This window comes from Streptomyces sp. NPDC001153, assembly GCF_053598315.1.
The window spans coordinates 63,199-86,159 of the sequence record NZ_JBSFJZ010000029.1 but is presented as its reverse complement, the minus strand read 5'-3'; the positions used below and the strand labels follow the sequence as shown (position 1 = coordinate 86,159).

The 22,961-nt window shown below is 71.8% G+C and carries 20 protein-coding genes; 4 read left to right on the top strand and 16 right to left on the bottom strand.

The window, feature by feature from the left end; translation table 11 throughout:
• Nucleotides 1-5: 5 nt before the first annotated feature.
• The 16 genes from ACWDEN_RS29800 to ACWDEN_RS29725 all read right to left on the bottom strand — a co-directional run bounded on the left by ACWDEN_RS29800 (nt 6) and on the right by ACWDEN_RS29725 (nt 16,697).
• Nucleotides 6-845, bottom strand: a complete 840-nt coding sequence (locus ACWDEN_RS29800; protein ID WP_450860829.1) for a TIM barrel protein — start codon at nt 843-845, stop codon at nt 6-8.
• 150 nt (nt 846-995) lie between these two features.
• A complete protein-coding gene (locus ACWDEN_RS29795; protein WP_351612341.1) occupies nt 996-1,784 on the bottom strand; it encodes a hypothetical protein in 789 nt (262 codons plus the stop codon).
• Between the two features lie 34 nt (nt 1,785-1,818).
• Entirely contained in the window at nt 1,819-2,292 is a 474-nt protein-coding gene (locus tag ACWDEN_RS29790) for a hypothetical protein (protein WP_450860827.1), read from the bottom strand.
• An 11-nt stretch (nt 2,293-2,303) separates the two neighbouring features.
• A complete protein-coding gene (locus ACWDEN_RS29785) occupies nt 2,304-3,578 on the bottom strand; it encodes an MCE family protein (RefSeq protein ID WP_450860825.1) in 1,275 nt (424 codons plus the stop codon).
• Entirely contained in the window at nt 3,575-4,858 is a 1,284-nt protein-coding gene (locus ACWDEN_RS29780) for an MCE family protein (RefSeq protein ID WP_450860823.1), read from the bottom strand. The genes ACWDEN_RS29785 and ACWDEN_RS29780 overlap by 4 nt, the downstream gene beginning before the upstream one ends.
• Complete coding sequence (locus ACWDEN_RS29775; RefSeq protein WP_351612329.1) at nt 4,855-5,973, bottom strand: MCE family protein; 1,119 nt, start codon at nt 5,971-5,973, stop codon at nt 4,855-4,857. The genes ACWDEN_RS29780 and ACWDEN_RS29775 overlap by 4 nt, the downstream gene beginning before the upstream one ends.
• Nucleotides 5,970-6,971, bottom strand: coding sequence for an MCE family protein (locus tag ACWDEN_RS29770; protein ID WP_450860883.1), 1,002 nt, complete (start codon nt 6,969-6,971; stop codon nt 5,970-5,972). The genes ACWDEN_RS29775 and ACWDEN_RS29770 overlap by 4 nt, the downstream gene beginning before the upstream one ends.
• Nucleotides 6,972-7,213: 242 nt before the next feature.
• Nucleotides 7,214-8,254 (bottom strand): MCE family protein, encoded by a 1,041-nt coding sequence (locus tag ACWDEN_RS29765; RefSeq protein WP_450860820.1) that lies wholly within the window; start codon nt 8,252-8,254, stop codon nt 7,214-7,216.
• Nucleotides 8,251-9,507: an MCE family protein gene (locus ACWDEN_RS29760; RefSeq protein ID WP_450860818.1), complete on the bottom strand. Its 1,257-nt coding sequence runs from the start codon at nt 9,505-9,507 to the stop codon at nt 8,251-8,253. The genes ACWDEN_RS29765 and ACWDEN_RS29760 overlap by 4 nt, the downstream gene beginning before the upstream one ends.
• A 4-nt stretch (nt 9,508-9,511) precedes the next feature.
• Nucleotides 9,512-10,327: an MlaE family ABC transporter permease gene (locus ACWDEN_RS29755; protein WP_031224546.1), complete on the bottom strand. Its 816-nt coding sequence runs from the start codon at nt 10,325-10,327 to the stop codon at nt 9,512-9,514.
• Between the two features lie 3 nt (nt 10,328-10,330).
• The gene (locus ACWDEN_RS29750) at nt 10,331-11,101 is read right to left on the bottom strand and encodes an MlaE family ABC transporter permease (RefSeq protein WP_351612321.1); all 771 of its coding nucleotides are present in this window, start codon (nt 11,099-11,101) and stop codon (nt 10,331-10,333) included.
• Nucleotides 11,098-12,027: an ABC transporter ATP-binding protein gene (locus tag ACWDEN_RS29745; RefSeq protein WP_450860815.1), complete on the bottom strand. Its 930-nt coding sequence runs from the start codon at nt 12,025-12,027 to the stop codon at nt 11,098-11,100. Before ACWDEN_RS29745 ends, ACWDEN_RS29750 begins: the two co-directional genes overlap by 4 nt.
• Before the next feature lie 126 nt (nt 12,028-12,153).
• On the bottom strand, nt 12,154-13,161 hold the full coding sequence (locus ACWDEN_RS29740) for an RNA polymerase sigma factor (protein WP_351612315.1): 1,008 nt from the start codon (nt 13,159-13,161) through the stop codon (nt 12,154-12,156).
• 53 nt (nt 13,162-13,214) lie between these two features.
• Entirely contained in the window at nt 13,215-14,303 is a 1,089-nt protein-coding gene (locus tag ACWDEN_RS29735; RefSeq protein ID WP_450860813.1) for a lytic transglycosylase domain-containing protein, read from the bottom strand.
• A gap of 142 nt (nt 14,304-14,445) precedes the next feature.
• The gene (locus tag ACWDEN_RS29730) at nt 14,446-15,936 is read right to left on the bottom strand and encodes a sensor histidine kinase (protein WP_450860811.1); all 1,491 of its coding nucleotides are present in this window, start codon (nt 15,934-15,936) and stop codon (nt 14,446-14,448) included.
• Nucleotides 15,933-16,697: a response regulator transcription factor gene (locus tag ACWDEN_RS29725; protein ID WP_450860809.1), complete on the bottom strand. Its 765-nt coding sequence runs from the start codon at nt 16,695-16,697 to the stop codon at nt 15,933-15,935. Before ACWDEN_RS29725 ends, ACWDEN_RS29730 begins: the two co-directional genes overlap by 4 nt.
• Nucleotides 16,698-17,104: 407 nt before the next feature.
• Between ACWDEN_RS29725 and ACWDEN_RS29720 the strand changes: the two genes are divergently transcribed.
• The 4 genes from ACWDEN_RS29720 to ACWDEN_RS29705 are packed head-to-tail and all read left to right on the top strand — an operon-like array spanning nt 17,105 to nt 22,923.
• Entirely contained in the window at nt 17,105-18,679 is a 1,575-nt protein-coding gene (locus ACWDEN_RS29720) for an IucA/IucC family protein (protein WP_450860807.1), read from the top strand.
• 37 nt (nt 18,680-18,716) lie between these two features.
• A complete protein-coding gene (locus tag ACWDEN_RS29715; RefSeq protein ID WP_351612304.1) occupies nt 18,717-20,411 on the top strand; it encodes an IucA/IucC family protein in 1,695 nt (564 codons plus the stop codon).
• Nucleotides 20,408-21,619: a type III PLP-dependent enzyme gene (locus tag ACWDEN_RS29710; RefSeq protein WP_450860805.1), complete on the top strand. Its 1,212-nt coding sequence runs from the start codon at nt 20,408-20,410 to the stop codon at nt 21,617-21,619. Before ACWDEN_RS29715 ends, ACWDEN_RS29710 begins: the two co-directional genes overlap by 4 nt.
• The gene (locus tag ACWDEN_RS29705) at nt 21,616-22,923 is read left to right on the top strand and encodes an MFS transporter (RefSeq protein WP_450860803.1); all 1,308 of its coding nucleotides are present in this window, start codon (nt 21,616-21,618) and stop codon (nt 22,921-22,923) included. The genes ACWDEN_RS29710 and ACWDEN_RS29705 overlap by 4 nt, the downstream gene beginning before the upstream one ends.
• Nucleotides 22,924-22,961: the final 38 nt, after the last annotated feature.

Below are 22,961 nucleotides of genomic sequence, written 5' to 3'. Positions count from 1 at the left end.
GGGGTTCAGCGCGCGGCACGCGCTTCGCGCGGGAGCCAGTCGAAGGCCTCGGCGCTCGGACGGTCGCCCGGCTTGTACTCCAGGCCGACCCAGCCGTCGTAACCGGCCTTCTTCAGCTGGTCGAGCAGCTCCTCCAGCGGGAGCGAACCCGTCCCGGGGGCGCCGCGGCCGGGGTTGTCCGCGATCTGCACATGGCCGGTCTTCGCCGCGTACCGCTCGATGACCGAAGGCAGGTCCTCGCCGTTCATGGACAGGTGGTACAGGTCCATCAGGAACTTCGCGTTCCCGAGTCCCGTCGCCTCGTTGACCTTGTCCACGATCTCGATCGCCTTGGGCGCGCTCACGATCGGGCACTTCGGCGACTCGGGCTGGTTGAGGGCCTCGATCAGGACGGTCCCGCCGACCCGGCCGACGGCCCGGGCCGCGAGGACCAGGTTCTCCAGGGCGAGCGCGTCCTGCTCGGCCGGGTCCACGCCGTCGACGCGGTTGCCGTACAGGGCGTTGAACGTCGTGCAGCCCAGGGACCGGGCGAAGGCGATGGCCACGTCGATGTTGGCGCGGAACCTCTCCGACTCCTCGCCCGGGATCGACAGGGCGCCGCGGTCCGGGCCCGGCAGCTGCCCGGCGTAGAAGTTCAGGCCCGTGAGCTGGACGCCCGCGTCCTCGATCGCCTTCTTCAGTGCGTCGAGCTCGGACTGCTCGGGGGTGGGGGAGTCGACCCAGGGCCACCACAGCTCGACCGCCGTGAAGCCCGCCGCGGCGGCGGCCGCGGGACGCTCCAGGAGCGGGAGTTCCGTGAAGAGGATCGACAGGTTGACGTTGAAGCGCTGGTCTGCGAATCCCACGGGGACGGCGCTCCCTTCCCTGTAATTTCCGTATAGCGGAAGTTCGTTTCTGCTGTATGGAAAGATTGCCTGTGGGAGTGGAGGACTGTCAAGAGAGCCCACGAAAAAGTGCCCCCGCGCGATCGCGCGGGGGCACCTGTGAAGGCCTGGTCAGAGGGCGTCGACGCCGCTCACCTTCCAGCCGTCGGAGGTGCGGGTGAGCGTCATCCGCACCCGGTTCAGATCCAGCCGGGGCGCGGGGACCTGGGTGCTCTCGGTCACCTGGTTGACGAAGAGCAGGACGACGGCCCTGTCCGGCGTCGCCGACACGACGGAGGCCGCGGGGGCGCCGCCGTCGGCGGGGGTGGCCACGGTCGCCTTCACCACCCCCTGGTACTTCGTCGCGGTCGGCGCGACCACCGTCTTCGTGGTCCTGCCGTACTCGTCGCGGAAGTGTCCGGTCAGCAGGGCACGGGCCCGGGTGAAGTCGCGGTCCAGGTGCCGGTAGTCGTACGACAGCACGACCGGCGCCGCCTTCCGCGCGGCCGCGAGGGCCTCCCCGCGGGCCTGCTCCGCCTGCCGCCCCTCCTGGTACCGCCAGCCCAGTACGGCGGCCACGACCAGCGCGGCCACGAGTACGGCACCCAGTACCGCGAGGAGCACGGGCCGTCCGGCCAGGCGCGGGGGCGCGCTCTCCTCCGGCGCCCTCTTCTCCGGCTCGCTCTTCTCCGGCTCGTGCTCGGACGACTCGGGTGAGTCGGACGGCTCGGGCTCCGGCGGGTCCTCCCAGCCGTCCGCCGGAGGATCGATGAGCAGCGTGCGCCCGGGGGAAACGTCCTCCTCCTGGCGGGTGGCGCGCTCCGGCCGCCCGGCGCGCTTGGCCGCCGCGCGGGCGGCCGCGGTCAGGGTCCGGCGGGCCGGGGAGCCGCTGCCGCGGGCTCGGGAGGTCGGGTTCGCCATGATGTCTCTCCTCACTGATGGCCTCACCGGCGGGTCAGCCCACGAACGTGACGTCGGAGGTCAGCCAGCGGCCGCCGACCCGCACGAGGTCGAGCTGGAGCCGGTAGGTGCGCGCCTGGCCCTCGGGCGCGGCGGTGTTGGTCACCTTGCTGTCGGCCACCACCAGCACCCGGGCCGAGCGCTCGTCGGACCGCACGATGCCCGCATCGAGCACCTGCCCCTCGGACACCGACCTGTTCTGCGCGACCAGCTTCGTCAACTGGGCGGTCTGCGCCGCGAACTGCTTCTTGAAGTCGCCGGTGGCGCCGTCCAGCACGTTGTGGCTGTCCCGGTCGTAGTGCCGGTAGTCGAGCGAGGTGAAGTTCAGCGCCGACTGGCGGGCCGCCGCCAGGACCTCCTGGCGGCGCTGTTCCGCCCCGCGCTGGTCGGCCACTTTCAGGCCCAGCCAGACGGAGAGCACGGTCGTCAGCACGGTCGCGGCGACAAGGCCGGCCGGCAGCAGCCGCATGCGCCCCCCTGTCATGCCATCGGTCCCACGAGCAGCCATTGCCACGACTCCTTTCCGAACACGGTCTGTTCGCCGCCCGTCGAGCCGATCTCGACGGGCCTGCCGTCCGGGCCGGTCAGGGCACCGGTCTCCGGGTCGTACGGGGCCACGAACGCGGCCTGGTTCGCGCCGTGCGCGCCGGGACTCGCGCCGGGGGCGTTCTGCGCACCGCGCACCGAGGTCTTGCTGCCGCGCGGCGCGGTGCAGCGGGCGTCGGTGTTCGCCGGGCGCGGGGCGGTGTCGGCGGGATCGCGGCGCTGGGTGCCGTAGCCCTGGGTGCAGGCGGGCGGGTCGTCGGCGTTCACGGTCAGCCCGAAGTGGGTGGTGCCGTCGCCGGGGATGACCGTGTAGCTGCCCGCCACCGTGAGCGGGAGCGTGACCAGGGCCTGCTCGACGCCGGGCAGCCGGGCCAGGGTGATCTGGCCGCCGCTGACGAGGTTGGCCAGCAGGACCGGCACCTGCGGCCGGGTGGACTTCAGCAGGGAGTCGAGCTCCTGCGTGGCGGGCACCGTGTTGCCGATCAGCCGGCGCAGATCGCCGTCGCTCGACCTCAACTGCTCGGTGAGCGTCGCCAGATCGCGGGAGAACGACTTGATGGCCGAGCCCTGGTCCGCCTGGGTCTTCAGCACCTTCCGCGAGTCCTCGATCAGCGAGACCGTCTGCGGGAGCGATGCGGACGCCGACTCCACCAGGGAGTTGCCGGAGTCGACCAGGCGGCTCAGGTCCGGCCCGGTGCCGGCGAACGCCTTGCCCAACTCGTCGACGGTGACCCGGAGATCGTCCTTGCCGACCGAGTTGACCAGCCGGTCGAGGCTGAGGACCAGCTCGGTGACCGGCAGCGGGGTCCGGGTGCGGCTGCGCGGGATCGGGCTGCCGTCGATGAGGTACGGCCCGCCGGACCCGCGCGGCTGGAGGTCGACGTACTGCTCGCCCACCGCCGAACGGTCGGCGATCACCGCGAGCGTGTCGGCCGGGATCCTCGGGGCACCGTCCGCGATCTTCAGCGCCACCGAGACCCCGGACCCGGTCAGCCGCAGGTCGCCCACGCGGCCCACCGGCACCCCGCGGTAGGTGACCTCCGCACCGGGGAACACGCCCCCGGACTCGGCGAAGTCGGCGCGCACGGTGTATCCACGGTGCAGCACGTCGTCCACCAGGCCCGTGTACCGGGCGCCGACGTACGACACCCCGAGGGCGGTGACGGTCGCGAAGGCGAGCAGCTGGGCCCTGACCGTACGTGTGATCACGGCAGTATCCCCTTCAGCATCAGCTCGGCCAGGCCGAGGTCCACCCCGGGAGGGAGGCGACGCGCGCCGTCCGCGGTGTCGTAGGCCGCGGTGCACACCGGCGGACACAGCACGGTGCTGCCGTCGGAGGGCTTCGGGGGCACGGTGGGTACGGAGGGCAGGGACGGGGTGGGCGGGAGGGACGGAGTGGCCGGCAGGGACGGCAGGGGGGCCGGCGTGGGGACACCCGGAAGACGCGGGGTCCCGGGCGTCGGGGCGCTCCCGCCCTTGCCGGGCCTGCCACCGAGGTTGCCGTAGATGCCCGCCAGGTCGAGGTCGGCGGTGATCTTCAGGTTGACGTAGTCGCCCTTGACCGCGTCGGTGGCGTTGCGCGGGAACGGATACGTGGTCAGCAGCTCGAGAGAGTTGGGCAGGTCGTCGCCCGCCTTGTTCAGCTCCTGCAGGACGGGCCGCAGACTCTTCAGGTCGGCGACGGTGTCGTCGTGGGAGGCGTTCACCACCTTGGTGCCGGTCGTGCCGAGCCTGGACAGGGCGGTGAGCATCTTCGTCAGGTCGCGGCGCTGGTCGGCGAGGGCCTTCAGGGCCGGCGGCATGGTGTCGACGGCGAGGGCGATCGTCTTGTTCTCCTTCTTCAGCCGCTCGGCGAGCCGGTCCACGCCCTTGAGCGCGCGCACGATCTCGCCGCGCTGGTCGTCGAGGCCGCCGAGGAACGTGTCGAGCTGCTTCAGCAGTGACCTGACCCGGTCCTCACGGCCGTTCAGGGCCTTGTCCAGCTCTACGGTGATCGTCTTCAGCTGGGCCACCCCGCCGCCGTTGAGCAGCGCGGACAGGGCCGACAGCACCTCCTCGACCTCCGCGTTGCGGCCGCTGCGGGAGAGCGGGATGCGGTCGCCGTCGCGGAGCCGTCCGACAGCCGGCGTGCCGGCCGGCGCGGACAGGGCCACGTACTTCTCGCCGAGCATGCTGGTCTGCCTCAGGTCGGCGACCGCGTTGCCGGGCAGCTTCACCGAGTCGGCGATCCTGAGCCGCACCCGCGCGTGCCAGCCGTCCAGCTCCACCTTCTCGACCGCGCCCACGGTGACGTCGTTGACCTTCACCGCCGACTGCGGCACCAGGTCCAGGACGTCCCGGAACTCGACGGTGACGTGGTAGGCGTGGCCGTCCGAGGCTGCGCCGCCGGGGAGGGGGATGTCGTACCAGCCGTTGAACTCGCAGCCGGTCAGCAGCAGTGAGCCGACCGCCGTCCAGGCGGCCACCCGGCCCTTGCGCAGCACACTCATGCCCGTGCCCCCAGGATTCCGCCGAGGGTCTTGTCGACCGTGCCCGTCCCCGAAGGGGCCGACGGCACCTTGGGCAGGGAGCCGAAGAGTTTCCTCAGGTCCGTGCAGTCGGGGTTCTTGCCGCCCTCGTCCCCGGTCGTCCTCAGGATCGAGCAGAGCAGGGACGCCGGGTCCTGGGAGGTCTGTGCGTTGTTGCGGGTGTCGAGGGTGCCGGCCGCGGGGTTGTAGGCGTTCTGCAGGTTCGACAGGCCGGTGGGCGCGACGGTCAACAGCTCCTCCAGTGCGGCCCGTTGGGTGACGAGCACCTGGGTGACCTTGGCCAGGCCCTTGACGTCCGAGGTCAGCGCCTTCTTGTTGCCCTTCACGAAGCCGGACACGTCACCGAGGGCGGCGGCCAGGTACTTCAGCGCGGCCGCGAGATCCTTGCGCTCGCCGGCCAGCTGCCCGGCCACGTCGGCGAGGTCGGTGTCGAAGGACCGCACGCTGGTGTCGTCCGCCGCCAGCGCGGCCGTGAACACCTGCAGGTTCCGCACGGTCCCGAACAGGTCGCCGCGCCCGTCGGACAGCGTGGTGACCGCCTGGGAGAGGTCCCCGACCGTGCGGTTGAGGTTCTCGCCCTGCCCCCGGAGGTTGTCGGCGCTCACCCCGAGCAGCCGGGACAGCGCGCCCTTCTTGTTGGCGCCGTCCGGGCCGAGCGCCTCCGCGGTGGTGTGCAGGCTGTCGAAGATCCGGTCCAGCTCGACGGGGACGGCCGTACGGGACTCGGGGATGACGTCGCCGTCCCGCAGCACGGGTCCCTTCCGGTACACCGGCAGCAGCTGCACATAACGGTCGCTGACCACCGAGGAGTTGATGATGGCGGCCTGCGCGTTCGCGGGCACCTTACGGCCCCGGTCGTACTCCAGCTCCACCCGCACCCGGCCGCCCTCCGGCGTGATCTTCCTGACCTCGCCGATGCGGACACCGAGGACGCGGACGTCCGAGCCGGGGTAGATGCCGACGGTGCGCGGGAAGTACGCCGTGACCCGGACGGGGTCGGGGCCGGGCCACAGGACGGCGGCGAGGCCTGCGACGACCGCGAGCGCGGTGAACAGGGCCAGGAGTCTGCGGGTCATCGGGTGCCTCCCGTCCGGGGTGTGACCGGGGCGGCGACCAGGTTCTGGACGTAGGAGTCGAACCAGCGGCCGTTGCCGAGGGTGTTGGTGAACAGCCGCACGTACGGCGCGAGGAGCTTGACGCTGCGGTCGAGGCTCGCCTGGTTGCGTTCGAGCATGGTCACGAAGGTGTCGAGGTTCTTCAGGGCCGGTCCGATCTGCTTGCCGTTGTCGTCGACCAGGCCGGAGAGCTGGATGCCCAGCAGCGCGGAACTCCTGAGCAGCTGGTGGATGGCCGCGCGCCGCCTGCCGATCTCCTTGAACAGCTCGTCTCCCTCCTTCACCAGTGCGGAGAAGTCCTTCGTGTGGCCGGCCAGCACCTTGGTGACCCCGTTCGCGTGGTCGAGGAGCCCGCGCAGCGCCTTGTCGCGGGAGGCGACGGTCCGGGAGATCCGCGACAGTCCCTTGATCGACGCCCGCACCTCCGCGGGCGAGTCCTGGAAGGTGAGAGAGATCGTGTCCAGCGCCTTCGCGAGCCGGTCCGTGTCGACCTCCTCGGTGGTGGTCGTGAGGTCGCTGAAGGCCTGGACGACGTCGTACGCCGACACCGTCCGCCCGATCGGGATCTCGCTGCCCGGCTTCAACTGCCCGGGCCCGCCGGGGGAGAGGGCCAGGTACTTCGCGCCGAGGATCGTCCTGACCCGGATCGACGCGCCCGTGTCGGTGCCGAACGCCGGGTGTCCCTTCACCTTGAAGGTGACCTTGACGTGGTCGCCGTCCAGGCCGACGTCCTCGACCTTGCCGACCTTGACGCCGGCGATCCGTACCTCGTCACCCGGCTTGAGCCCGCCGGCCTCCGAGAAGGCCGCGCTGTACGTGTCGCCGCCGCCGATCAGCGGCAGGCTGTCGGCGTTGAAGGCGGCGACGGTGAGCAGCGCGAGAACGGTGAGACCGACGGCGCCCACGACGACCGGGTTCCGCTCGCGGAAGGGCTTCAGCCGAGGGCGCCGCAGCCGCATCCTGGGCAGCCTCGGCGGCAGGACGCGCACCTTCACCAGGGGCTGGGGGCGGGGCCTGCGCTTCGGGAGCCGGGGTAGGAGCCTCGGCAACCGGGGCGGCAGGACGCGCACTTTCACCAAGGGCTCGGGGCGCGCCTTGCGCCTCGGCAGCCGGGGCAGGAGCCTCGGCAGTCTCGGTGGCAGGACCCGTACCTTCACCAGCGGTTCGGGGCGGCGGACCCTGCGCCGCGGGACACGCATGCTCATCCGCCACACCTCGCCTGTGCCACGTGCAGCTCCGGGCTGATCACCTGCTTCGTCTTCGGCAGCACGATCCGGCCGTCGAAGTCGCAGAGGTAGAAGTTGAACCACGAGCCGTAGGACGCCGTCCCGGTGAGCTTGTCGAGCTTGTTCGGCAGCCGTTTCAGGACGCCCTCCACGGTGTTCTGGTTGTCGTTCAGCGTTCCGGTGAGATCGCCGAGGCCGGCGATGTCGTCCTTCAGCGGTGGACGCGCCTCCTTCAGCAGCCCCGCCGTGGCGTCCGTGAGATCGCCGATGCCGACCAGGGACTCCCCGATGGGCTTGCGGTCGGCGGACAGCCCCGAGATCACCCGGCGCAGCTGCGTGAGCAGATCGGAGAAGCGGGAGCCGCGCTTGTCGAGCGTCCCCAGGACGGTGTTGAGGTTGTCGATCACCGAGCCGATCAGCCGGTCGCGGTCGGCGAGGGTCGTGGTGAGCGAGGCCGTGTGCGTGAGCAGGCTGTTCACCGTGCCGCCCTCGCCCTGGAGCGTCTGGACGATCTCGGTGGCCAGCTGGTTGACATCGTTCGGGCTGAGCGCCGCGAACAGCGGCTTGAAGCCGTTCAGCAGGGCGTTGAGGTCCAGCGCCGGCTGGGTCCGGGACAGCGGGATGGTGCCGCCCGGCCGCAGTCGCCTGCCGACGTCGCCGGCGCCCTCGGTCAGTGCGATGTACCGCTGCCCGACCAGGTTGCGGTAGCGGACGACCGCGTGGGTGCCGGCGAGCAACGGCCGGTCGGCGGTGACGGTGAACGTGACCTCGGCCAGGGTCCGGTCCTTGATCCGGATGCCCTCGACCTCCCCGACCCGCACTCCGGCCACCCGGATGTCGTCGCCGGTCTCCAGCCCGGTGACGTCGGAGAACACCGCGTGGTAGGTGTCCTGCGGGGTGAAGGAGACGTTGACGATGGTGGCGGCGAGCAATGCCGTCGCCGCGCTGGTGACCAGCGCGAAGAGGCTGAACTTGACCAGTGGTCCGGCGGTCTGCCGGGCTCCTGCCCCGCTCATGCGACACTCACCGCCGTTCCGCGCGCGAGCGGCCCGAACAGCAGGGTCGCGACGGGCGGCACCTGGTCCGCGGGGACGCCCATGACGGGGGCAACGAGCGAGCCGACGGCCCGCTGCTCGGCCGCGGTGGCGGACACGTTGACACCTCCGGGGAGTGGGCCGCCCGAACTCGGGGCGGACGTACCGTCGTTCAGATGGGGCTTGGGCCCGGGCACCGGCGGATCCGGCAGCCCACGGCAGTTCGGGCCGGACCGCTCGCCGTACACCGGCTCCTCACCGGGCCGGTACGCCCCCTGCGGCCGTACGACCTCGAGGGTGATCCGCATCTCCCCGCCCCGGAACGCGTCCTCCGACGCCCTCTCCTGCCGGACCAGGCCCTTCAGCAGGCACGGGTACTCGGGGGAGTAGCGGGCGAAGAGTTCCAGCGTGGGGCGGGAGACCCGGCCCAGGGTGATCAGCCGGTCGCCGTTCTCGGCGAGGAAGTCGTCCGCCGTGCCCGCCACGGCGGCGGTCGAGCGGAGCCCCGCCGCCAGCTGGTCCTGCTTCGCCACGATCGTCCGGCTGGTGGTGACCGTGTTGCGCAGGATCCGCATCAGGTCGGGTGCGGCGTCGCCGTAGACCTCGGCGACGTCCGCGAACCGCGAGATGTCCTCCTTGATGGACGGCAGGTGCGGGTTGAGGCGGCGCAGATAGCCCTCGACCCGGGTGAGGTTGTCGCCGACCCGGTCGCCGCGGCCCTCCAGCGCGGTGGCGAACGCCGAGAGGGTGGCGTTGAGTTCACCAGGCCGGACGGTCCGCAGCAGCGGCAGCAGGTCGTTCATCAGCTGCTGCACCTCGATGCCCACCCGCGTACGGTCCTGGGTGATGACGTCCCCGGCGCGGATGGGCCGAGCCGACGACTGCGCAGAGCGAGCAGGCGCCACGAGGTCGACGTACTTCTCGCCGAACAGTGTCTTGGGCAGCAGCCGCGCGTGCACGTCGGCCGGGATGTACGTGACGTACTGCGGCTTGAGCGCGATGTCGAGCGTGGCCTTCGTGCCGTCGGCGTGCACCTCGCGCACCTCGCCGACCAGCACCCCGCGCAGCTTGACGTCGGCGGCCGGATCGAGCTGGTTGCCGAGGCTGTCGGCCTCCAGGGTGATCGGTACGACGGACGTGAACGCCTGCCGGTAGACGGCCACCGCGAGCGACAGCAGCAACGCGAGGACGGCGAGGAACGCGATGCCGTACAGCCTGAGTCTCAGCGTTCTCACCGGCTCACCCCGAGATCCGTACGGTCGTGTTGGCGCCCCAGATCGCGAGGCTCAGGAAGAAGTCCAGGACGTTGATGGCCACGATGGACGTCCGCACCGCCCGGCCCACCGCGACGCCGACGCCCGCCGGGCCGCCGCTCGCGTGGTAGCCGTAGTAGCAGTGCACCAGGATGATCAGCACGGCGAAGACGATCACCTTGCCGAAGGACCACAGGACGTCCACCGGCGGCAGGTACTGCTGGAAGTAGTGGTCGTAGGTGCCGGTCGACTGACCGTAGTAGCCGGTGGTGATGGTGCGGGCGGCGAGATACGAGGACAGCAGCCCGATCACGTACAGCGGGATCACCGCGACGAAGCCGGCGATCATCCGGGTCGTCACCAGGAACGGCAGCGACGGGACACCCATCACCTCCAGCGCGTCGGTCTCCTCGCTGATCCGCATCGCGCCGAGCTGCGCGGTGAATCCGGCGCCGACCGTCGCGGACAGGGCGAGTCCGGCCACCAGCGGGGCGATCTCCCGGGTGTTGAAGTACGCCGACAGGAACGCCACGAAGTTGGAGGTGCCGAGCTGGTTCAGGGCCGCGTAGCCCTGGAGGCCGACCTCGGTGCCGGTGAAGAAGGACAGGAACGCGATCACGCCGACCGTGCCGCCGACGACGGCGAGCGCACCGCGCCCGAAGCTGACCTCGGCGAGCAGCCGCAGGATCTCCTTCTTGTAGCGGCGCAGGGTGCGGCCGGTCCAGGCGAGCGAGCGGCCGTAGAAGGACAGTTGGGTGCCCAGCTCTTCGAGGGAGCGCAAGGGGCGGTCGAGAAGTCTCATCGGCTAACCCCTCTGCGGGACGACCTGGAAGTACACGGCGGTCATCACGAAGTTGGTCACGAACAGCAACATGAAGGTGATCACCACGGACTGGTTGACGGCATCGCCGACGCCCTTCGGCCCGCCCTTCGCCGACAGTCCCTTGTACGAGGCGACGATCGCCGCGATGGCCCCGAACACCAGCGCCTTGATCTCGGCCGCCCACAGGTCGGACAGCTGGGCGAGGGTGGTGAAGGAGGCCAGATAGGCGCCGGGTGTGCCGTGCTGGAGGACGACGTTGAAGAAATAGCCGCCCGCGACGCCGACGACCGAGACCAGGCCGTTGAGGAGGACGGCCACGACCATCGACGCGAGCACACGCGGTACGACGAGCCGGTGGATCGGGTCGATGCCGAGCACCTGCATCGCGTCGATCTCGTCCCGGATCTTGCGCGCCCCGAGGTCCGCGCAGATCGCCGTACCGCCCGCGCCCGCGATCAGCAGGGCGGTGACGATCGGCGAGGCCTCGCGCAGCACGGCGAGCACGGACGCGGCACCGGAGAACGACTGCGCGCCCAGCTGCCGGGTCAGGCTGCCGATCTGGAGCGCGATGACCGCCCCGAACGGGATCGAGACCAGAGCCGTCGGCAGGATCGTCACGCTCGCCACGAACCACGCCTGCTGGATGAACTCCCGTGCCTGGAACGGCCGTCGGGGCAGGGTGCGGACGACGTCCAGCGCCATCGCGAACAGATTGCCCGAGTGCCTGAGCGCACCCGCCGGGGAGAGGCTCATCCGCCCGTCACCCCCGTCCCGTGCAGCTCGGCCTCCCGTCTCGCGATCGCCTCCCAGCGGGGCGGGCGGGTGATGCCCGGGCTCGGCAGCAGTCGGGGAGTGAGGCCCTCGGCCGGGCCGACCTCGTCGATCTGGGCCAGCTCCTGCTCGACCAGGGCCGCGTCCTTCTCCTCCGCCATGCCGATCGGCCCCTGCATCCGGCCGTTCAGGAACTGCCGTACGACCGGCTCGTCACTGGCCAGCAGCCGCTCACGGGGTCCGAACATCACCAGCTCGCGCCGGAACAGCAGCCCGATGTTGTCGGGCACCTGCCGGGCGGAGGCGATGTCGTGGGTGACGATCAGGAAGGTCGCGTCGATCTGTGCGTTGAGGTCGACGATGAGCTGGTTGAGATACGCCACGCGCACCGGGTCCAGGCCCGAGTCCGGCTCGTCGAACAGGATGATCTCCGGGTCGAGGACCAGGGCACGGGCGAGCCCGGCCCGCTTGCGCATGCCGCCGGAGATCTCGCCGGGCAGCTTGCCCTCGGCGCCGATCAGCCCGACCATCTCCATCTTCTCGAGGACGATGCGCCTGATCTCGGTCTCGGACTTGCGGGTGTGCTCGCGCAGCGGGAAGGCGATGTTGTCGTACAGGTCCATGGAGCCGAACAGGGCGCCGTCCTGGAACAGCACACCGAACAGCTTCCGCACCTCGTACAGGTCGCGTTCGCGCAGTCGGGTGACGTCCCGGCCCGCGACCCTCACCGAGCCGCGCTCCGGTTTCAGCAGCCCGACGAGCGTCTTGAGGAACACCGACTTGCCCGTCCCCGAGGGGCCGAGCAGCACCGAGACCTCCCCGGCGGGCAGCGTCAGCGAGACGTCCTCCCAGATGACCTGGTGACCGAAGGACTTGGTCAGCCCTTCCACACAGATCTCGACACCCATCCGGTTCCACCCTTCGCCCGTGGAGCAGCTCCGACATCTGCTCTACGGGGCGGGGCGGGGCGTCCGTCGCGGCGACCGGGAATTTTTTTCGGACGCGTTTACGGCGTGCTACGGCAGCTTGACCTGCTACGGCAGCGCGGCGCGCGCCGGCCGCTTCACGGACGGCACGCTCGGCGTGGCAACCGGCAGGGAAACGGACGGGAGGGACGGCGCCTTGGGCAGCGGTGGCACCGACGGCACCGACGGCACCGCGGACTCCGCCGGCAGCTCCGGAAGCGAGGGCGAGGAGACCTCCGGCAGGGGCGGCACGGAGAGCGGTACGGCGGGTTCGCCGGAGGGCGGTCGAGTCGTTGCCCGAGTCGGGGCCGCCGACGGCCTGTGCGTCCTGGGAGGGCGCGCCTGCCCGGTGCCGGCTGAGCTGTCGCCGCTGTCGGCCACCCGCACCCCGCTGGACACGGCAGGCCTGGGCACGGAACCGCTTCCGTCTCGGCCCCCGTGGAGCGCGTACGGCAGCACGAATCCCGCGACCGCCAGGGTCGCCACCGTCGAGGTGACGGCGGCCGCCTGAGCCTTGCCGCCCCCGCGCAGCCGGCCGCGCCCGACCAGGAACAGGACCAGCCCGAGCGTGCCGGCCAGCGAGGCCCGCAGCGTCCGCCGGGCCCGGGCGAGCAGCGACTCGACGGTCCGGTAGCTGAGCCCCATCCGCACCGCGACCTGGCTCACGTCCAGGTCCTCGGACTTCAGCCGCAGCGCCTCCGCCTGCCGGGCGGGCAGCTCCCCGCTGCGCACGGCGAGCCACTTCGCCTCGGCCCGGTCGCACACCGCTTCCTCGACCGGCACTGGGCCCGGCGCGACGAGCATGGGGCGGCTGCCCACCTCCGCCTCGCGGTTGACCTGCCGGTACCGGTCGACGCACAACCGCATGGTCACCGTCGTCAGCCAGGCGCCGAGCCGCTCGTCGTCGAGGTCCGGGCGCTCCGCGGCCCGCAGCATCGCCTCGTGCACGGCGTCCTCGGCGTCCTCGAGGCTCATCGAGCGGCGCCGGGCCACCTTGAGCAACTGCTCACGGTGGCTCCACATGCGCCGCCAGCGCTCGTCGGCGGCCGCTGTGTCCGCCGGCATGTCCGTCGCCATGAGGGCCCCTTCGCGCTCACCCGCCGGTCCGGTGCTCCCGGCGGGTGGCGACATTACCGCCGGGTATCAGCGGTTGTGGAGGGGGAGGCGCCCATCGTGTTCGAGCTGTTGCCGGAGGTCAGCGACTCGGCACCGGGCAGCACGCCGCCGGGCAGGGTGAGGGTCGGCTCGGGGACGGGGACCAGCGGCGCCCCGGACTCCTTCGGGGCGCCGGCCGTACGGGACGGGGCGGGGGACGGCGAGGCGGGCGGTGCCGAGGGCGTGCGCGAAGGGCCCGGGCGGCCCGGCCTCCGGTCGTCCGACGGCTTCGGCGAGGGTTTCGGGGCCTTCGGGCGGGACGGCTTCGGCCGGTCCCCGGCCCCGGCGGGCGCGTCCGGCACCACCCGGTGTCCCGTCAGGTAGTACGCGTACCAGGCCTTGACCGTGCGCAGATAGGTGTCCGAGTGGTTGTAGCCGAGGATCGCCCGGTCCAGGTCGGCGGGGTTCGACAGGTCCCGGCCGCCCGCGCACAGATAGCGGCCGGCGGCGAGAGCGGCGTCGTAGACGTTGTCCGGGTCCGCGCGTCCGTCGCCGTTGCCGTCCGCGCCCCAGCGGGCCCAGGTCGACGGGATGAACTGCATCGGGCCGACCGCCCGGTCGTACACCGCGTCCCCGTCGTATGCGCCGCCGTCCGTGTCCGGTACGACGGCGAAGGCGCCGCCGGTCAGCCGGGGGCCGAGGATGGGCGTCACGGTCGTACCGTCCGGGGTCACCCGGCCGCCCCGCGCCTGTCCGGACTCCACCTGGCCGATCGCGGCCAGCAGTTGCCAGCGCAGCCGGCAGCCGGGCGTGCTGCGCGCCAGCTCCTCCTCGGCACGCCGGTACGCGGCGAACACGGTCGCGGGCAGGGCGCCGCCGCCCGGCACGGCCTGTGCCGAGGCCCGCTCGGGGGTGCGCAGCGGGGGCAGATCGGTGCGGTAGGGCGCGTCACCGGACACGCTCGGTCCCTGCTCGGCGGTGGGTGCCGTCTGCCGCGCGGGCTCCGTGGCCTGCGCCGGGACCGCCCCCGGCGCCTGGGACGCGGTCAGCGCGGCCATCGCCGCCACCGCGATCGCCGAACCCCTGGCACCCCGCAACGCTCCTTTGAGCTCACGCGCTGTCATCGTTGCGTCCCCTCCCTGCTTGGATCCGTCGTCCGCTCTACGCGGCCGGACGGCCGGTCCGTCGCACGGAGTGGGAAGAGCGGAAGGAGCCGGGGGACAATCGGAGGACCTGGAGGACTCCTGCGGCGCACCTCCCGCCCCCTCAAGGGCAGCGAACAGGGCTGCTGTTGGTGGTGTGGCGACGTGGGCCGCCCGCGGAGTCGGCGTCCGCGGGGGTATCCGGGCGTTCCTGGTGAGGGCGGCTCTCGGCGTGCCGAAGGCGGACGACGGCGTCGAGCCCACCGCCGGGGGCCGTCTCCAGGGTGACCTCGCCACCGCTGGCACGGGAGAGCTGCCGGACCATCGGCAGGCCGAGGCCCGTGCCGTCGTGGTCGGCGTCAGCGGCCCGCCAGAACCGGTCGAAGGCCCTGTGCCGTTCGGCCTCGGACATGCCGGGCCCCTGGTCGATCACATGCAGTTCGGCCACGAGCGGGATGCGGCCGGCGGCTCTCGGGGCGGTGGCGGTTGCCAGCGTGATGGCGGTTCCCGGCGGGGACACGCGCAGCGCGTTGGAGAGCAGGTTGTCGATGATCTGCTCCAGTGCTCCCGGGACCGCCCACACGCGAACGGCTGTGGCCCCGGAGACGACGATGTCGACCTGCTGCTCGTCGGCGAACGCCGTCCAGATGGCCGCGCGATCGGCGACGACGGCGTCGAGATCGACCGCCTCCGGCCTGATCGCGGAGTTCTCCAGTCGGGCGAGCGCGAGCAGCCCCTGCACCATACGACTGAGCCGCTCCAGCTCCCCCACGGCCTCCTCGAGGCTGTCGTGGGCACAGGGGGCGAGGTGCGGCTCGAAATTCTCCAGGCGCAGGCGCAGTGAGGTCAGGGGAGTCTTCAGCTGGTGGGATGCCTCGGAGGCGAACGCCTGCTGAGCCTGGAGCAGATGCTGGAGCCGGGTCGCGGTTCTCGTGAACGACGCGGCGAGCCGCCGTAGTTCCGGCGGCCCGTGATCGGCGGCGGGTGGATCGGTGATCCGGCCCTCGGCAAGTTGTGCCGTGGCGCGTTCCAGAGCCTGGACGGGACGGGTGATCGAGCGGGCGAGCGCGAAGCCGATCAGGGAGACGGCGGACAGGACCCCGAGCCCGACCGCGGCGAGGACCAGCCAGGTGGCGTGGACCTTCGCCTTGAGCGCGCCCAGCGCGTACACCGTGCGCACCACACAGGCGACGGTGGCGTTGGAGCCGCCCGGCACGGTGACGAAGAGGACTTCGCCGCCGGTGGACGGGTCGCTGCGGGTGCCGACGGCGGGCTGATCGCGCAGCGCGGTGGAGATGTCCGGCTCGGCGGACAGGTCCCTGCCGACCAGCGGACGGGCAGCGGTGTCGGTGAGGACGGTGCCCGCGTGGCCGGTGACGAGCACGCGGCTGCCGGTGCGCTGCCCGTACGCGCGGGCCAGCTCGGGCAGGTCGGCCGTCAGCCCGTGCTCCATCTTGTCCTCGCAGACCTCGGCGAGCGTCATCGCCCCCTGCTGCGCCGCATGGGAGAAGCGGGACAGCTCGCTGTGCGCGTAGAGGATGCCGAACGGCACTTCGAGCGCGAGCAGGACGAACAGCATGAGGCTCAGATGGCTGAGCAGGAGGCGACGCGTCACCGGGGTCCTCCGCCCTGTCCCGAATCCGCGACGGACGTGGCGTCGACGTGTGCCGGGGGCACCAGGCGGAAGCCGATTCCGCGGATGTTCTCGATCCAGGAGGAGTCACCGAGTTTGCGGCGCAGCGCGGCGATGTGGACGTCCAGGGTCTTGGTGGGGCCGAAGAAGTTCGGTTCCCATGCCGTGTCGAGAATCTGCCGGCGGGAACAGACGGCTCCGGGGTCCTCGGCGAGACAGACGAGGAGGTCGAACTCCTTGGGCGCGAGGGTGACGGGCGCCCGGTGCAGGTGTACCTGCCGGGTGCGAAGGTCGATGGTCAGCGGGCCGACCCGCTGGATGTGGGACGTCCCGGGCCGATGTGCCGGGTCGTCCGGGGTCTGCGGCTCTGCGCGGCGGGTGTCCGGCACGGGGGGTCGGGCGCGGCGGGTGACGGCACGGATCCGGGCGACGAGTTCCCGCACGCCGAACGGTTTGGAGACGTAGTCGTCCGCGCCCAGCTCAAGACCGAGTACCCGGTCCACCTCGTCGTCTCTGGCAGTGATCATGATGATCGGCACGGACGAGCGGGAGCGGAGGGCCCGGCAGACGTCGATGCCGTCCATGTCGGGCAGCCCCAGGTCCAGCAGCACCATCTCCGCCTCCGGCGCGGCGAGGCCGTCGGCCCCGTTTCCGGCGTGTTCGACGGTGAATCCGAAACGGCGCAGTCCCTCCGCCAACGGTCCGGCCACCCGGTCGTCGTCCTCGATCAGCAAGACACGCATGCCGAAAGGCTCACAGACTTCGGCCGAAGGGCGTGGCGCAAACGCCGTAACCTCCCCCGGGCCGGTGATCTTCCACGGTCGGCGTAACCGCTGGAGCGCGGCGCGACGACGACATCCAGGACAGGGACAGCGGGGAGTAAGCCGCGAGTCAAGGCCGCGAACGGCGATGTCCGATCCCGCAGGTGACAGCCGGGAAATGAGGTGGGGCCGGCCCGCATGACAGGACAGCCCTCTCGGTGGAACCGGCCGGAGGCGGGGAAGGAAAAACGCTTCATCGGAGGAATCCGGGATCCGTCCTGTATGTGCTCTGGCATTCCGCTTGATCGTCTTCCCGTAGCGTCGGTCGCCCGGCCGGTGCCGCTGGAGCACCGCGCGACAAGCGCCCCCACGAGCACCTGGGATGCCCCATGCCCATCGATGAACTACGCCGCACGCGCCCGGACCTGGCGGAGCCCTTCACGACCGCGCTGCCGGGAGCACGCGCCACCGTGCTCAGCCGGCTGTGGGGCGCTTTCGTACGAGAACCCCTGCCCGGCGTGACCGGGCATCGCCGGGAGTCCGACGCCGTGGTGGTCGGGCTGCGGCGCGGTGGTTCGCTCGCGGCGGCCGAGTCCGGCGCGCGACCGTTCGCCGAGGTGCCCGACGACTTCGCCGTGTCCGGGCCGGAGGGGCCGGTCCGTGGTCCGGTGGAGCTGCTGGCTCAGCTGGGCCTGCGTACCCCTGCGGCGGACCGACTGGCGGCCGAGCTGGACAACAGCGTGGTCAACCTGGCCCTGGCCCGGGCCGCGAACGCCGGCGCACGGGTCCCGCCGAAGGACTCGGCGGATGCCGAGCAGGCGGTCGTCGACGGTCACCCGCAGCATCCCTGCTGCCGGACACGTACCGGCATGTCGATCGCCGACGTGCTCGCATACGCCCCCGAGCACCACCCGGTCGTCCGGCTGGCGCTGCTCCGTGTCCCGGCCGACCGCTGGCAGGGCGCCGGCACGTGGCCGCGGGTACTGCGTGACGGCGACACGATCCTCCTCCCGCTGCACCCCTGGCAGCGCAACCACCTGCTCGTGCACCACCCCGGCCTGACCGTCGTGGAGGAGACGATCCCGGCCCGGCCGCTGCTGTCGCTGCGTACCCTCGCCCCGCTGGACGTCCTGCCGGGCTGCCACCTCAAGACGGCGCTCGACGTCCAGGTCACCAATTACCGGCGCACCATCTCCCCGGCCGAGGTCGCCGACGGGCCCCCTCTGTCCGACCTGGTCGCGGCCGTCGTCGACAAGGCCGGGTACGGCGGCAGCCTGCGCATCCTGCGGGAGCTGGGCGGCGGCACCGTGCGCGTGGACGGGCAGCCCTGCGAGAGCCTGGCCGCGATGATCCGCGAGTCGACCGAGTGCCACCTCGACGCCGGGGAGATCGCGGTTCCGCTCACGGCCGTCCACGCGACCGGAGCCGCCGTGGTGTCGGGCGACCCGGTGCGCTGGCTGGCGGACTTCGCCGGGCTCGTGCTGCCGCCCGCTCTGACGCTGCTGTCCATGGGGGTGGCGCTGGAGGCGCACGGCCAGAACACCCTGGTCGTGCTGCGGGACGGGCGGCCGGTGCGGGTGCTGTACCGGGATCTGGACGGCGTACGGGTCAGCCCGCGCCGCCTGGCCCGGTGCGGTTTCACGCTGCCGCCGCTGCTCGGCACCCGCGCGGGCGATGACGTGGCCGCGCTGCACACCAAGCTGTTCGGCGGCCTGATCAGCGGAGTCTTCAGCGAGCTGGTCGCCGTCCTCAGCCGGACGCGGGCGGCCGATCCCCGGGCGCTGTGGGGCGTGGTGGCCGAGGCCGGCCGCCGGGTGTACGCCGGTCTGCCGGACCAGGAGGATGCGGCGGCGTTCTTCGCCGACACGATGCCGCTGAAGGCGACCATCGCCATGCGCCTGGCCGAGAACCCGGGCAAGGCCCGGTGGACGCCCGTCCCCAACCCCCTGGCGCTGTGCCGTTGATGCCCTGCACCGACCGCTGTCCCCTCTGGAGGGAAGTATGAACACCGGCACCGCCACCCACGCCACCACGATCGGCGCAAGCACGCCAGTGACGAGGGCCGACACCGTCAGCGCCCACACGCTGCTCAACTGCCTGATCCGCGAGGTGTCGGCCCCCGAACACCAGGTCACGGTCGACGACGACCACCTCCTGCTGCGTCTGCCCCGCCGGGGCGTCCTGCTGCGTTCCCCGCTGCGCAGGGTCTCCCTGATCGGAGCCCACCGCTTCCAGGGCCCGGTGCAGCGGTTCGACGACGACTCCTGGGTGACGGTCGGCTGGAAAGAGCTGGCCGGATACATCCGGGACGAACTGCACCTGCGTACGGGTGTCGCCAACGAGGAGTTCCTGAGCCAGGTCGCCGACAGCCGTGAGACGATCCGCACCGCGCTGGAGCAGCGGGCGGGCGCCTCGCCGCACCCGGATCCGTACGTCGCGTCGGAGCAGTCCCTCGTGTTCGGCCATCGCTTCCACCCCGCTCCCAAGGCTCGCACCGGTGACCCGGCGGACTGGCTGGCGTACGGCCCGGAGACCGGCGCGCGCTTCCGTCTGCGCTACCTGGCCGTGCGCCGCCATCTCGTGTGCGAGGAGGGTGAGTTGGGGGAGCTGGACGCGCTGCGCCCGGCGTGCGATCCGGAATTCGTGACACTGCCGGTGCATCCCTGGCAGTACCGGCTGCTTCAGGGCCACGACCGGCTACGGGAGGCAGCGGCCGCCGGCGATGTCGTCGACACCGGAGTGAGCGGACCCGAACTGGTGCCGACCGCATCGGTGCGCACCCTGTACGACCCCGACAGCGACACCTTCCTCAAGTTCAGCCTGAACGTCCGCCTGACCAACTGCGTCCGTAGACACGCCCGTCACGAGCTGTCCGGTGCCGTCGCCCTCAACCGCCTGCTCCAGCCCGTCTTCGCCGGACTCGCCGGCCGATTCCCCGGGTGTGCGCTCCTGGCCGAACCCGGCTACCGCACCCTCGACACGGCCGGCGACACCGCTCTCCTGGAGGGCCTCGCCGTCATCGTCCGCTCCGGCCTGCGCCACCATCTGCGCCCCGGGGTGACACCCCTGCTCGCCGCCGCGGTGGCGGACGAGTACCCGACCAGTGCGGGCCACGCCTCCCATCTGCTCGCCCGCGGCGACGGGGACGTCCTGGCCTGGTGGGACGCATACCTGCGACTGCTGCTGCCACCGGTGCTGACCGCCTACTTCGAACACGGCGTCGTCCTGGAACCCCACCTGCAGAACGTCGTCGTCGGTGTGCGCGCCGACGGCACTCCGGCACAGATGCTCTTCCGCGACCTGGAAGGCACCAAGCTCCTGCCCGGACATCACCACCGCAGCCTCGCCGACCTGCCGGAGGACGTGCGGGGTCCTCTCACCTACGACCCGGAACGCGGCTGGAACCGGGTCGCGTACTGCCTGCTGGTCAACCATGCCGCCGAAGTGCTCAGCGCCCTGGCCGACCTCGACCCGACGCTGGAACCCGCCCTGTGGGGCCTGGTCCGCGACCACCTCGACGCCTACGCCCGCACCGCCGCCGAACCGCCACGCCTGCGCGCCCTGCTGTCCGGCGTACCGCTGCCCGCCAAGGCCAACCTGCTGCTGCGCTGGGCCCGCCAGGCCGACCGGCATGCCACCTACGTCCCGCTGCCCAGCCCGCTCGGCGCGGACTTTCCCCGGGAGGTGGTCCGGTGAGGCCCGCGCTGCTCGACCACGTCGGCCGGCTGACCGACGAGGACCTGCCCGCGTACGTCTACGACCTCCCGGCCCTGCGCGAGCACGTGCACGCGATCCGGGCCGCACTGCCGGCACGCGTCGAGCTGCTGTACGCGGCCAAGGCCAACTCCGACCCCCGGATCCTGCGGGCCCTGGCCGCGCACATCGACGGATTCGAGGTGGCCTCCGGCGGCGAACTGGACCACGTCCGCGGGCTCATCCCCGATATGCCGCTCGCCTTCGGAGGCCCCGGCAAGACGCAGACGGAGCTGGCCCAGGCACTGGAGGCCGGAGTGGAGCGTCTGCACATCGAGAGCGAACACGAACTGCGTCTCCTCACCACCCTGCTGGGCGACCGGAGCGCCGACGTCCTCCTGCGCGTCAACCTGCCCGTCGACCTGGGCCATGTCGCCCTCGCCATGGGCGGCCGGCCGAGCCCCTTCGGCATGGATCCCGCGCACCTGGACGACTGCCTTGAGCTGATCGCCTCCGACCCGCGCATCCGTCTGCGCGGCCTGCATCTCCACCTGGCCAGCGGTCTCCGGGCCCAGACCCAACTGGCCCTGATCGACGAGGTGCTGACCTGGGCCGAAGGCTGGGCTCAGGAACGCGCGGCGGACCTGGCCGAGGTGAACGTCGGAGGGGGAATGGGCGTCGACTACGCCCACCCCCACGAGGTGTTCGACTGGTCCGCGTTCGGGGCGGGACTGGCCCGGATCCTGACCCGCCGTCCTCGCCTCACGCTGCGGATCGAACCCGGCCGCTCGGTCACCGCGTACTGCGGCTGGTACGTCACCCAGGTCCTGGACATCAAGTTCAGCCGCGGGGAGGCGTTCGCCGTGCTGCGCGGAGGCACCCACCATCTGCGCACCCCTGCCGCGAAACAGCACGACCAGCCCTTCGAGGTGATCCCCGACGAGGTCTGGCTCCGGACCTGGGACCGACCGGAGGCCCGTGACGAGCCGGTGACGCTGGTCGGACAGCTGTGCACGCCCAAGGACGTGCTGGCCCGCCGCGTCACGGTCGAACGGCTGCGCGTCGGCGACCGCGTCGCCTTCGCCATGGCCGGCGCCTACGCCTGGAACATCTCCCACCACGCGTTCCTCATGCACCCGCACCCGACCTTCCATCACGTCCACGACGTGGAGATGTCCGACCCGGGCACGTACGCCCGTCAGAAGTCATGAGCGCGGGCTCCCGCATGCCGGTGACGGCCACACTCGCCGTCCGGAACTTCCGCCGCTACCTGCTCGGGCAGCTGACCTCCAACATCGGCACGTGGATGCAGCGCGCCGCCCAGGACCTGCTCGTCCTCCACATCACCGGCAACAGCGGCAGTGCGGTCGGCGTCGTGACCGCACTGCAGTTCCTGCCGCAGACCCTGTTCGGCCTGGCCGGAGGCATCCTCGCCGACCGGTACCCCAAGCGACGGATCCTGCTGCTGACCCAGACGGCCATGGGAGTGCAGTCACTCCTGCTCGGACTGCTGACCGTCACCGGCGCGGTGACCCTGCCGTCCGTGTATGTGCTGGCCTTCGTCCTCGGCACCGCCACCGCCGTGGACAGTCCCGCCCGCAACGCCTACATCTCCGAACTGGTCGACCGGGAGCGCCTGGCCACCGCGGTCAGCCTGAACTCCGCGCAGTTCAACGTGGCCCGCGCCCTCGGACCCGCCCTCGCCGGCCTGACCGTCGCCGCCTTCGGCACGGGCCCGGTGTTCCTCGTGAACGCGGCTTCGTACCTGGCCGTCCTCCACGGCCTGTTCATCATCCGTACGGACGACCCGCCGGGCCCCGGCCGCCCCCGACCACCCGGCCGTACGAGACTGCGCGACGCGTTCCGCCACATCACCTCGACCCCGGAACTGCTCCTGCCGATCAGTCTCATCGCCTTCGTCGGCACCTTCGGCCTCAACTTCCAGGTCACCATCTCGCTCGTCGCCGTCACGGCCTTCCACACGGGACCGGCCGCCTTCGGCTGCCTCTCCGCCGCGTACGCCGTGGGCGGCCTCACCGGCGCCGTCTACGGGGCACACCGCGCCAGGCCCCCCACGGCACGCCGTCTGATCTCCACCACGATCGTCTTCGGGGTGCTGGAAGCCGCGCAGGGCCTGATGCCGGACTACGGCTCGTTCATGGCCCTGCTGATCCCCACCGGTTTCGCCGCGGTGATCGTGACCACCACCGCCAACGCACTGACCCAGCTCCACGCCGACCCACAGCTGCGGGGCCGCGCCATGTCGGTCTACTTCCTGGTCCTCCTCGGCGGCACCCCCATCGGCGCCCCGCTGGTCGGCCTGGTGTCGGACTCCCTGGGCGCCCGCTCCACCCTGGTCCTGGGCGGCGTCGTCTCGGCGTCCTCGGCGCTCCTGCTCTCCGCCTTGATCACCGGCCGAGTCCAACGGCGGATCCGCATCACAGGCACGGGCTCCGTGACCGGCTCACCCTTCGCCTCGGCCCAGCCGGCGGGGAACCGGCAGCCCGAGGTCTGAGGCGTCCGCTCCTCCACCGGAGCGCGAGCGTCACGGTC